Genomic DNA, 12,507 nt, shown 5'->3' with positions numbered 1-12,507 from the left:
ACATTTCAATACAGTGCGTCCATAGCTCAGTTGGTTAGAGCACCACCTTGACATGGTGGGGGTCGGTGGTTCGAGTCCACTTGGACGCACCATTTCTATTTCTCTATTTCTTTTTTATACTTCTTGCCTACCCTACAAAATAATTAATTCAGCTTGCAATATTTTATTGCGCAACAAAACGCTTAAAAAACAAGCAGTCAGCACCGTATTTTGATCACATCACTTAAATTTACCTTTTTTCGATTTTCTTCATAGAAATTAACCTCTATAATACAAAACATAATTTTGTTGAAAGGTTTCAGCGTATTGATTTTCGGGCATCTTTAGAAAACAGAACAAATGAATCGTGATAGACTATAATGTAAGATGTCTGCCAACCTTTACTACAAAATAGTGACAAGATTTTTATGATGTTGCTGGAACCATTAACATGTTGCGCAACTTACCCGTAGAGATGAATTTATTCATCCTGTTTCGCACTGTTGATGCCGTTGATAAAAATAGCGACATTAATCCCTATTCATCCATTACAATACAACCATTAAATAGACTGCCATGAAAAAGACAAAAATTGTTTGCACCATCGGGCCAAAAACCGAATCTGAAGAAAAACTGAATCAATTACTGGACGCAGGCATGAATGTTATGCGTCTGAACTTCTCTCACGGTGACTTTGAAGAACATGGTAACCGTATCAAAAACCTGCGTAGCGTTTGTGCTAAAACAGGCAAAAAAGCAGCTATCTTATTAGATACTAAAGGCCCAGAAATCCGTACCATCAAATTAGAAGGTGGTAATGATGTGGCTTTAGTTGCTGGCCAAACGTTCACATTCACCACAGACAAATCTGTTGTTGGTAATAAAGATCGTGTTGCGGTGACATATGAAGGTTTCGCAAAAGATTTAACTGTAGGTAACACCGTATTAGTTGATGATGGTCTTATCGGTATGAAAGTCACTGCGGTAACTGATACTGAAGTTGTTTGTGAAGTTTTAAACAACGGTGACTTAGGTGAAAACAAAGGTGTTAACTTACCTGGCGTTTCTATCGGTTTACCTGCATTAGCTGAAAAAGATAAACAAGATCTGATCTTTGGTTGTGAACAAGGTGTTGACTTTGTTGCCGCATCTTTCATTCGTAAACGTTCAGACGTTGAAGAAATGCGTGCGCACTTAAAAGCACACGGCGGCGAAAACATCATGATCATCTCAAAAATTGAGAACCAAGAAGGCTTAAATAATTTCGATGAAATTTTAGAAGCTTCTGACGGTATCATGGTTGCACGTGGTGACTTAGGTGTTGAAATCCCTGTTGAAGAAGTTATCTTTGCACAAAAGATGATGATCGAAAAATGTAACGCTGCACGTAAAGTGGTTATCACTGCAACGCAAATGTTAGATTCAATGATCAAAAACCCACGCCCTACTCGCGCTGAAGCGGGTGACGTTGCGAATGCTATCTTAGATGGTACTGACGCAGTTATGCTGTCAGGTGAAAGTGCGAAAGGTAAATATCCAGTAGAAGCTGTGACTATCATGGCAACGATTTGTGATCGTACAGACCGTATCATGAAATCACGTCTTGAAGTAAGCCAAAAAGGTGCGAAACTGCGTGTTACTGAAGCGGTATGTCGCGGTGCGGTTGAAATGGCTGATAACTTAGATTCACCACTTATTGTTGTTGCTACTTTCGGTGGTAAATCAGCACGTTCTATCCGTAAATATTTCCCAACGGCACCAATCTTAGCCTTAACAAACAACGAAGAAACAGCTCGTCAACTATTGTTAGTTAAAGGTGTCACAACTCAGTTAGTTAACGAAATTTCTTCAACTGATGACTTCTACCGTATCGGTAAAGAAGCGGCATTAGCAAGTGGTTTAGCTCATGCTGGTGACCGTGTTGTCATGGTAACAGGTGCACTGGTTGATAGCGGTACAACTAACACTTCTTCTGTTCACGTTCTGTAATTTAATAGTACGTTAATAGTGTAAACGCCACTTTTAAAGTGGCGTTTTTTTTATTATTCACTTTTAACCTGCTCATTTTTTCTCTTGTCATCATTATTTCTTCTATCCTTTTAATATCCCTTTTTTATTTATATACAAATTAAGGATATAAAATGCTGGATGACACAATAAATACCAATGTCTTTGCTTGCACAACTCTTGCTATCACTGATAAGAAAAATCGAGTCTATCATGGTAGAACAATGGAGTTTTCAGCAGATAAACCTGCTTCAATATTGGCTTATTATCCTAAAGCACATACTTTTCAACAAAATGCCCCTGACGGTACACCAGGACTAAAATATGCGGTTAAATACCCTTTTATCGCCATTACAGCGCCGATTAATTTAGCAGGAACAAAAGATGTGCTTGAAGGTGTAAATACTCAGGGGCTTTCTTTTAGTTTGAATATGCTCCCTGACTCAAAGCTCGATGATATTAACCCAGAACATTACGCAACATCAGTCCCTATTGCGGCAATTGGTGAATGGGCTTTAGCACAATATGCAAACGTTGATGAGTTAAAACAAGCTATTCCTAAAACAGCTTTTTGGTCACAAAAACTCTTACTTTTACGCAATTTACCTAGTCCTTTTCATTATGCCTTTTATGATAAAAGCGGAGCTTGTATTGTTGTTGAAGTTTCTGATGGTCATTTGCATATTTATGATAATCCGACTTATTGCATGACTAATGGCCCTTTATTTCCATGGCATCTTACTCACTTAAATAATTACACTCACCTTTCTAATGTTAATATTTCCACCAGTACACTGGGAAATATTAAAGTGAAACAACCCGATAGCGGGATTGCTTTAGCATCATTACCCAGCTCTGATACGTCTGTAGATAGATTTATTCGTGCCGTTTATTACACAACCTACTATCACAAAGTTGCTGATCCTGATATGCAACTTGTTGAGCTTTCACATATTATGAATCGTTTTGATCGTCCTAAAAATTCCACGATCGATCCGCTACTGGGTCACGACACGTTAACATCGCTTCATACCAGTGAATTTGCCGTATGGACCACACTTACAGATTTAACACGCGGGATCCTTTTTTTTAGAGGATACAACAATCTTAATTTCCAGAAATTCACACTTAATTCGTTTGAAAATGAAGCAGAACCTATTTTCATAAAAGTAAATTTAGAAGGTGCTTTATAAGTAAAAATAGAAATAACAATAAAAAACCACAGATAAAATGTTTTTCTATCAGACTTTTATGAATAAAATTCTTTTGTGAAATAACACGCATTTTTTGTACTGAATATTTGCGTTTTAGGTGTTATTTTTTCTATTGTTCAATTAATGAATAAGTAGAATATGGTAAATAAATCCTGCATTTCCTTATATCTGTGCCATACTTATTCATGGCTTCATATAAATGCTACTTGTTCCTTAACACAAACTAATAATAGAGGTTGTCACTATGAAAGCGAAACTTGTACTAGGTGCAGTAATTCTGGCTTCAGGCTTATTAGCAGGTTGTTCTTCTAGTAATAATGCACAATTAGATCAAATCTCTTCTGATGTAAGCCGCCTGAATACTCAAGTTCAACAACTAAGCAGTGATGTACAATCTGCTCAAGCTGCTGCAAAATCAGCTTACGATGAAGCGGCTCGTGCTAATCAACGTTTAGATAACCAAGTCACTACTTATAAAAAATAAGTTGACTCGCCTATACGCTGAAAACAATTTTTAGATAAGCATTAATTACAAAGCCCTAACATAGTTAGGGCTTTGGTTTATATGCCATAAGATTTTACATAAAAAAACTCTCTTTTAAATTTTCTTGGATCTTGTCGTATCTATCAATTTTATATTCTATTTTTTCTTTCGATATTTCTTTTTGCGAATGTAATGTATCTTTATGGTTTTTATTTATATTTTTAAGGAGTTCAATAACATTATCGTTTTGAGTCATTTGCCGATCACTTTCAATAATAAAATTATTACTAATTAATTCAAATATCTGTGATTTTAATAAATCATTATGACCAGGATTAATATTCTTCTGAATAAATTTATCAGCCTGTTGATAAACCTGATACAGTGTCGCCAGTATTATATTAACTGATTTATCAGGATGGCCGTGCGTGCACGATAGTGTTTTATGTGTTTGATTCAACAATTCATTTTTTATGGAACAGAATAATTTAGTCACATCATTAGTCAATGTTTTATGGGTGAACCTAGTACTAATACACCCACTGCCATTCAATTTTTTTACATCTAATACTTCATATTCATAATTTTTTGTTTGTGATGAGATCCGCTGAATTAGCTCACCACATGTTTTATTCGTATTCTGTTGTCTTTTCGCTTCACTTCCCATAAAAAAAGTTTCTGTACTATTTTTTATTGCAGCGACTACATTTGCCAATTGACTACATTTATTTTCAACACCAATAGTAATACGTTCAGAAATACTAGCCGTACGAGGAGTATTATTTGAGCCGTTTATCATAACATCTATTTCCTTATATCAATAAAAGAGGCTATTCATATTAAAGATAATAACGTTAATTTAATGTTAAAAATACGCCTTTTGCCCTATGAGTGTGTTTTCAACTTTATCACTCATATAAAAAAACAGATGCCTTAAGCATCTGTTTAATAAAATATTGTATTAATATAATGTTACATCAACAGGAATACCCGAACGTCGAATGAGCTCAGCATCCGCTTTGTCTTTATCTACCTTGCCACTTTCATACCAAGCATTAAATTGTTTAGTAAAAGTAAGCGGCATAGTTTGTGGATCGTCATCTTCATTACGTGATAATGGCTGATGAACTTCAATAAATTGCCTGCCATCTGCCGTTTCTGTAAATTTAATCGGTTTGTTAATGATTTGGACTCGACTGCCTTTTGGCACCACATTGAATAGGGTTTCAATATCATTAGGGCGTAAGCGAATACAACCTGAACTCACTCTTAAACCAATACCAAAATCTGCGTTAGTACCATGAATAAGGTATTCACCTCGACTGTGTGACAGTCTTAACGCATATGCTCCCATTGGGTTTTCAGGGCCAGCAGGAACCACCGCAGGTAATGTGATCCCTTTTGCTGCATAATTTTTACGAATATTTGTTGTCGGTGTCCAAGTAGGATCTTTTATAAGTTGAGAGATAGTGGTCACCATTTCAGGTGTTTCTCGCCCTAATTGACCAATACCAATGGGATAAACATCAACCGTTCCTCCCTCTTTGGGATAATAATAAAGCCGTAATTCAGCAAGATTGATCACAATACCTTTACGAACAGTGTCCGGTAAAATCATCTGCAACGGAATAGTTAATGTTTTCCCTGCCTCAGGTAAAAGAGGGTCAATACCTGGGTTTGCTTCCATCATATTAAGCAATCCAACTTGGTATTCAGACGCAATTGCTTCAAGTGAACGTTTATCATCAGGCACAATGTACGACTGGTTATCACCAATAATACGCTGGCCATCAGCAGGTAGCAGGTATTCTGTGGCATAAGATAAGTGACTACTTATCCCTAACAGTGATACACCCAAGAGAGTTAACCATTTTTTCATCGTTTATCCCGTGTGTTAGAAATAAAATAAACTGACTATTATGATGATAACACTATCATTGTTATGCTATTCATATAATTAGTCAGTTTAGATCATTAATGTGGGATCGGGTAACATTTACGCTACAGTGTATTCTGAAAAACGCTTAATAAGTGTTGTTACCATTGCATGCAAACCTTGCGTACGAGATGGCGTTAAGTGACTTTCTAGTGCTAATGATGAGAAGTAATGTTTGATATCTGTCGCAAGTGCTTGTTCGATAGTTTTACCTTGAAATAAGATAATCACCAAAGCAACAAGCCCTTTCACAATGCCAGCGTCACTATCGCCCGCCAGCACAAGTTGTTTATTCTCATTAAGAGAAACGGCTATCCACACTTGGCTTTGACAACCTTCAATAAAATTAGCTGAAATACGTTGTTCATCTGTTAAAGGAGTGAGACGCTCACCTAATTCCATCATATAAAGATAACGTTGTTCCCAATCCTGACAACGGGAAAAATTGCGTAATAATTTTGCTTCATCTGGCAAATTAGCAACTGCCATGAATAACCTCTTTGTTTTAATCTTTAACCTAATAGCATTTCGACACGCAATAGCGCATTCACCAGTGCATCTATATCATTTTTATTGGTATACAGCCCTAAAGAAGCGCGACACATTGCAGAAACCTGATAATAATCCATAATTGGCATCGCACAATGATGTCCTGTACGAATAGCAATACCATAATTATCAAGAAAAGCACCCACATCATAAGCGTGATGTTTACCTAAATTAAAGGCTATCACACCTTGGCGAGAATCATTGCCATACAGCGTTAATGATTTTACTTTTTGTAGCTGTTCTTGTGCATACTCCATTATGCTATTTTCATATTCTGCAATATTATTCATGCCTAAATTTGAAAGATAGTCTAATGCTGCACCTAAGCCAATCATCCCCAGAATGTTAGGAGTGCCTGCTTCAAAACGCCAAGGCGCATCCGCATAAGTAATATCACCATTGATATGGACATGTTTTATCATTGCACCACCGCCTTCCCAAGGTGGTAACTCATCAAGTATGGCTTTTTTACCATACAACAACCCAATGCCTGTAGGGCCATAAAGTTTATGCCCACTACAAACAAAAAAGTCACAATCAAGCTGTAATACATCGATAGATTGATGCATTGCACTTTGAGCACCATCCACCAACACATGTAACTCACCACCTTGTTCAATGGCATAGCGACGAGCATCATCAATAATTTGTACAATAGGATTAACTGTGCCTAATACGTTTGATTGGTGAGTTATGCTAAGTAATTTAGTACGCTCATCAATTAAATGAGGTAGCTGAGTTAAATCGAGTGTGCCGTCTTGTAATAATGGCAAAATACGAACATTAAACCCATATTGTTTTGCTAGCATATACCACGGAACAATATTCGCATGATGTTCCATTTCAGTAATGATGATATTGTCACCATCATTTAAGAATCGTTGGCTATAAACATTCGCAATTAAGTTAATCCCTTCTGTCGTTCCTTTGACAAAAATGATCTCTTCTTCACTATTAGCACCTAAAAAATTACAGGCTTTTTTACGAACATCTTCAACTAAGGTTGTTGCATTTGCACTTAGCGTATGAATGCCGCGGTGAACCGCGGCATATTGTGTTAAGGCAAATTGCGTTTCATGTTCAATGACGCAAGCCGGTTTCTGAGCACTTGCGGCACTGTCGAGATAGACCAGAGGTTTTCCTTTCACCTGTTGTGAAAGAATGGGAAAATCATCTCGTGCTTTTTCAATGGAATGCGTCATAATTGCCTATTTATACCTCTAATAAGCGCTGATTAATTCTGTCTAATACCCGCGCTTTAATTACACTGTTTTCTAATGATTCAGTTAACTCAGCAGCAAATGCATGGATGATCATTTTACGTGCTTCACTTAATGAAATACCGCGTGAGCGCAAATAAAACAACTGTTCATCATCGATTCGCCCTACGGTTGCACCGTGGCTACATTTCACGTCATCAGCATAAATTTCAAGCTGTGGCTTAGTATCGATTTGTGCTTTCTCGCCTAACAACAGATTGTTATTGGTCATTTGACCATCTGTTTTTAATGCTTGCGGTGTTACAGTGATCATTCCGTTAAATACCGCCTTTCCTGCATCCATTGCAATCGTTTTATGCAGTTGACGACTTTGACAGTTCTTCTCACCATGTACTAACCATGTACGAGTATCAGCAATTTCACCTGCTTTAGGTAACACAACGCTATTCATTGAAAGTGCTGTATTTTCACCCTTAAGCGCAGAACTGGTGTGATGTCGGCTAAGCTTACCGCCTAATAAAAAAGCATAACTATGAACCCGAGCATCACGGCCTACTGTGAGATCGTTATGAGCAAAATGCTGACTTTCTGCATTTTCAAAATTTAATTTGATATGGTTAAAAGAGGCGTTATCACCGATAGTTGCCGTTAATCTAGCACCTGTAAAATGACGATTTTCATTATCACTGCTGATATAGTGCTCAATCACTTGCATCTGTGTATTTGCACCCACATCAAGGTGAAAACGATAATTCGCGCTATTCACCTCTGTTTTATGCTCGCCCTGAGTAATATTGAGGATATAAAGCGGCTTATCTGCAATAACCCCCTTTTTCAGCGTAATTAACAAAGGGTGTGGTGCCAAACTTTCAACTAAATGTAAGAAAATTTCACTATTGATAGCTTCTGGTAATTCGCTCTGATTATCCAATAACGTCACTTGGTAAGGGCCAAATTCTTTGCTGCTTTCTATTGGTGAAAATGTACCATTTACCATCACAACACGATAGCAATCAAGCGATAAGGCATGTTCAGCGATTAAGTTTTGTACCTCAAAAGGAGGTAACTGTTGATAGTGCTGTCTTAACGTCTCGTCTAATGGCGTATAATGCCAATCTTCGTGGCGATAAATTGGAAAACCTACTTTTTCCACTTGCAACCAATGATGGCGTGCATTCAGGCTATCTTCACCTTTACGTTGATGATATAACGCCGAAAACATCTTTAATGCTTGTTGATTACGCAATTCAACTTGATGCTGTTTTTCACGCTTTTCATTGAGGGTCAATAAGCCAGCCATAACCTTGTTCCTCCAATTTTTGCGCCAACGAGAAATCACCTGATTTAATAATTTTCCCTTGATAAAGCACATGTACAAAATCAGGTTTAATATAATCAAGAATACGTTGATAGTGCGTAACAATAATAAAGGCACGTTTGCCATCACGCAGGCTATTTACACCATTAGACACAATTTTTAATGCATCAATATCAAGGCCTGAATCGGTTTCATCTAAAATACACAATTCAGGCTCTAGTGCCGCCATTTGTAAAATGTCGTTACGTTTTTTCTCACCACCAGAGAACCCTACGTTAACAGAGCGTGTTAACAAATCTTGTGGCATATCCAGTAATTTAATTTTATCTTCAATAAAGTCTTCGAAATCAAACCGATCTAACGGCTCTTGACCACGATATTCTCTTACGGAATTCACTGAAGATTGTAAGAAAAACTGATTACTGACACCGGGTATTTCAACAGGATATTGAAATGCCATAAAAACACCTTCGCCCGCACGATCTTCTGGTTCTAATTCTAATAAATTTTTATCTTTAAACGTGATCGTACCTTCATCAACTTCATACTCATCACGACCAGCAAGCGTTGCAGACAAGGTACTTTTACCTGAGCCATTTGGGCCCATAATCGCATGAACTTCACCGGCACGAACATGCAAATCTAATCCTTTGAGGATTTCATTGCCTTCAACACTGACATGTAAATTTTTAATATCTAACATAATATATGCCTTCGGTATCTTTATACCCAGAATTTGGTTAATGCTTAACCAACGCTATGTTCTAAGCTGATTGCTAATAATTTTTGTGCTTCTACAGCAAATTCCAGCGGTAATTCTGAGAACACGTCTTTACAAAATCCATTTACAATCATTGAGATTGCATCATCTTCACTTAATCCACGTTGGCGACAATAAAATAGCTGATCTTCGCCAATACGTGACGTTGTCGCTTCATGTTCAAGCTGCGCTGAGTTATTCATCACTTCAACATAAGGAAAAGTATGCGCGCCACACTGTGTACCAATTAACATGGAATCACATTGTGTAAAATTACGTGCATTTTGCGCACCAGGGAGTATTTTCACGAGCCCTCGGTAACTGTTTTGACTTTTACCTGCCGAAATACCTTTAGAGATAATGGTTGATTTGGTATTTTTGCCGATATGGATCATTTTAGTGCCGGTATCTGCTTGCTGATTACCATTGGTTAGTGCAACAGAGAAAAATTCAGCCGTTGAATTATCTCCTTTTAAAATCACACTTGGATATTTCCATGTAATGGCAGAACCTGTTTCTGACTGAGTCCACGACATTTTGGCATTTTCACCTTCGCAGATAGCACGCTTAGTCACAAAGTTAAGAATACCGCCTTCACTATCTCCACCAGAAAACCAGTTTTGCACTGTGGAATATTTTACTTCGGCATCTTTATGAATGATAACTTCAACCACAGCCGCATGTAACTGATAAGTATCACGAACGGGTGCTGAGCATCCTTCGATATAACTAACATAACTGCCTTCATCTGCGACCAAAATCGTCCGTTCAAATTGGCCCGTTTGTGCTGCATTTATCCGAAAATAAGTCGATAATTCCATTGGGCAACGTACCCCTTTTGGAATATAGACAAAGGTACCATCAGAGGCAACGGCGGCATTCAGTGCAGCAAAATAGTTATCATGGCTAGACACCACCGTACCTAAATATTGGCGCACTAAATCAGGATATTCTTGAATTGCTTCGCTAAATGAACAGAAAATAATGCCATGTTCAGCAAGCTCTTCACGATATGTTGTTGAAACAGATACAGAATCAAAAATTGCATCTACTGCAACCGCTTGCCCTTCTCTTACAGGCACACCCAGTTGATTAAAAGCGTCTTCAACTTCTTTGGTTAAATAATCTTGAGCAGCTTGTTTATCACTGGCTACCGCTTCATTTGTTCCACCAGCACAACTACCATTAGCGCAGCATGAGCTACACGATGGTGCTGAATAATAGCTATAATCCTGATAATCAAGCGATGGATAATCAGCTTTCAACCAATGAGGTTCTTCCATTTCTAACCAATGGCGATAAGCATCTAAACGAAATTCCAGCATCCACTCTGGTTCGTTTCTTTTTGCCGATATTGCTCGCACAACCGCTTCATTTAATCCTTTTTCTAAGGTATCGGTTGATATATCGGTATAAAAACCTTCTTTATAGTGATGATCACTTAGCCATCCCTGAACTTCATCACCAATTTCAACATTGCTCTGAGACATAATCTGACTTCACTATGTTATACCCCGAAGCTCTCACCACATCCGCAGACGTTTTGAGCTTTAGGATTATTAAATTTAAACATTTGATTAAGTCCTTCACGAACATAATCAACAACCAGTCCATCGATAAATGGCATTGCTTTCAATGAAACAAATAGTTTTGCACCATTATGTTCATACACAATGTCATCTTCATTTGGGCCGGTAGCGAGTTCAATAACATAACCATACCCAGTACAACCAGAGGGTTTGATATTTAAGGAAAGCCCCTGTTTTTCAGGGTTTTTCTCAACTAAATGGCAAATATGCTTTGCTGCGTTATCCGTCAGTTCAATGCCTTGCCAAGTTGTGTCATTAAGAGAAAAAGTTTCAACGTTGTTTGTCATTTCTGACCTCATTTTGAAAGGAGATTGATATCTTTCCTGACACTAATGGTAATGATAACCCTTATCACTTCAACCATGTCTTTTGAAAGGATATTATGCAAATGTATGTTTTTTGTTCTATTATTGCGTTAAATTTGTTAAATATTATTTCTAACGCTATGTAATATAACATTTTTGCCTTTTTTTATGACAAAAATAAAACTTTTCATTTTTCTTTTATTTCGCACAATACGCATATAAGTTGCACTATAAATGCACTTTATATGTTATCACTGAAATCGAGAGAAAAAAGCATAAAAATGTGTATTTACGCCACCGTATTTACACCCTACTGTTTTTTATTTTTATGCTTGCTTGAAGAGATAAGATAGCACCACTTGTGTAGCGACTTCTTATTGTATTGTGTGCTCTTTGAATTTATTCATTTATAGAAATTGTTTGGATATATTTATTTGTACATTCAATCATTTGGCTATACTTTTGTTTATGAGACTGGCTGTTTATTTCGCTAATAAATTGTAACTGCCATACTCGGTTTGTGCCAATATCTGCCACTAAAACGCCCTCGTAACTGACATTCTCTTTTGCTAGCTTTCCTTCAAACAACACATGTCTACTTTCAACATCAAGGATCGTTAATGGTTTTATTGATGTTGAAATTTCATTCATGCCATCTATTATCGCGATATTATCGATAATACCTTGAGCACCCGCCTCTACATCGTAAGTCATTGCATCGATCATTTTAAAATAAACCAGACGAACCTCTGACAAATCACAAATAGGCTGCGATTTATAGACTATCATTTCAGTTGTGACATCCTGAACATTATCAGGTAATAATTTAAAGTAGTTTTCAGTATCTTCTCTGCTCATTGAAAATGAGGTGGGATACGTCATATTAAACCCAGATACTGTTTGTACAGGAATATGGCTTATATTATTACTCGCCTCAGAGGTTGAATTATTATCACATCCTGTAAGTAGCAAACCGGTAATTAATAATACTGTGGTGTTTAATTTTGAAATAGTTAACATTGTTGAGTGTCTTATCTTTTATTATGAAGATAATGATTATCATTAAAAATAAAATTTTTATAAAGAATATTTTCTATTTTCTCTCTTTTTTATTCTTTTTGACATTATCTATAAACATAAAAAAAC

Annotated in this window: 12 protein-coding genes and 1 tRNA gene; 4 read left to right on the top strand and 9 right to left on the bottom strand. The window is 37.0% G+C overall.

What is annotated here, in order from left to right; translation table 11 throughout:
- The first annotated feature begins 15 nt into the window (after window positions 1–15).
- The 4 genes from INT04_RS02355 (at window position 16) to INT04_RS02340 (ending at window position 3,684) form a co-directional block, all read left to right on the top strand.
- Window positions 16–92: transfer RNA gene (locus INT04_RS02355), tRNA-Val, on the top strand.
- Between the two features lie 463 nt (window positions 93–555).
- Complete coding sequence (gene pykF / locus INT04_RS02350) at window positions 556–1,968, top strand: pyruvate kinase PykF (protein WP_193014527.1); 1,413 nt, start codon at window positions 556–558, stop codon at window positions 1,966–1,968.
- Window positions 1,969–2,120: 152 nt separating this feature from the next.
- The gene (locus INT04_RS02345; protein WP_193014526.1) at window positions 2,121–3,179 is read left to right on the top strand and encodes a linear amide C-N hydrolase; all 1,059 of its coding nucleotides are present in this window, start codon (window positions 2,121–2,123) and stop codon (window positions 3,177–3,179) included.
- A gap of 265 nt (window positions 3,180–3,444) precedes the next feature.
- Window positions 3,445–3,684 carry an Lpp/OprI family alanine-zipper lipoprotein gene (locus INT04_RS02340; protein WP_193014525.1) on the top strand — a complete coding sequence of 80 codons (240 nt, stop codon included), beginning with the start codon at window positions 3,445–3,447 and terminating at the stop codon, window positions 3,682–3,684.
- A gap of 94 nt (window positions 3,685–3,778) precedes the next feature.
- Here INT04_RS02340 and INT04_RS02335 read toward each other — a convergent pair whose 3' ends face one another.
- The 9 genes from INT04_RS02335 to INT04_RS02295 all read right to left on the bottom strand — a co-directional run bounded on the left by INT04_RS02335 (window position 3,779) and on the right by INT04_RS02295 (window position 12,381).
- Window positions 3,779–4,483: a hypothetical protein gene (locus tag INT04_RS02335; RefSeq protein WP_193014524.1), complete on the bottom strand. Its 705-nt coding sequence runs from the start codon at window positions 4,481–4,483 to the stop codon at window positions 3,779–3,781.
- Between the two features lie 162 nt (window positions 4,484–4,645).
- A complete protein-coding gene (locus INT04_RS02330) occupies window positions 4,646–5,563 on the bottom strand; it encodes a L,D-transpeptidase family protein (protein WP_193014523.1) in 918 nt (305 codons plus the stop codon).
- Between the two features lie 117 nt (window positions 5,564–5,680).
- Entirely contained in the window at window positions 5,681–6,109 is a 429-nt protein-coding gene (sufE, locus tag INT04_RS02325) for a cysteine desulfuration protein SufE (RefSeq protein WP_193014522.1), read from the bottom strand.
- Window positions 6,110–6,132: 23 nt separating this feature from the next.
- Window positions 6,133–7,371, bottom strand: a complete 1,239-nt coding sequence (sufS, locus tag INT04_RS02320) for a cysteine desulfurase SufS (RefSeq protein ID WP_193014521.1) — start codon at window positions 7,369–7,371, stop codon at window positions 6,133–6,135.
- A gap of 10 nt (window positions 7,372–7,381) precedes the next feature.
- The gene (sufD, locus tag INT04_RS02315; protein WP_193014520.1) at window positions 7,382–8,689 is read right to left on the bottom strand and encodes a Fe-S cluster assembly protein SufD; all 1,308 of its coding nucleotides are present in this window, start codon (window positions 8,687–8,689) and stop codon (window positions 7,382–7,384) included.
- On the bottom strand, window positions 8,664–9,410 hold the full coding sequence (sufC, locus tag INT04_RS02310) for a Fe-S cluster assembly ATPase SufC (protein ID WP_193014519.1): 747 nt from the start codon (window positions 9,408–9,410) through the stop codon (window positions 8,664–8,666). Before sufC ends, sufD begins: the two co-directional genes overlap by 26 nt.
- Before the next feature lie 44 nt (window positions 9,411–9,454).
- Window positions 9,455–10,957, bottom strand: coding sequence for a Fe-S cluster assembly protein SufB (sufB, locus tag INT04_RS02305; protein WP_193014518.1), 1,503 nt, complete (start codon window positions 10,955–10,957; stop codon window positions 9,455–9,457).
- 17 nt (window positions 10,958–10,974) lie between these two features.
- Complete coding sequence (gene sufA, locus INT04_RS02300; protein WP_193014517.1) at window positions 10,975–11,343, bottom strand: Fe-S cluster assembly scaffold SufA; 369 nt, start codon at window positions 11,341–11,343, stop codon at window positions 10,975–10,977.
- A 417-nt stretch (window positions 11,344–11,760) separates the two neighbouring features.
- A complete protein-coding gene (locus tag INT04_RS02295; RefSeq protein ID WP_193014516.1) occupies window positions 11,761–12,381 on the bottom strand; it encodes a hypothetical protein in 621 nt (206 codons plus the stop codon).
- Between the last annotated feature and the right edge of the window lie 126 nt (window positions 12,382–12,507).

This window comes from Proteus sp. FME41 (assembly GCF_014897315.1).
In the GTDB taxonomy this organism is placed as follows: Bacteria; Pseudomonadota; Gammaproteobacteria; order Enterobacterales; family Enterobacteriaceae; genus Proteus.
Note: the sequence above shows the minus strand (reverse complement) of the source record. Positions and strands in the feature narration are given on the sequence as shown.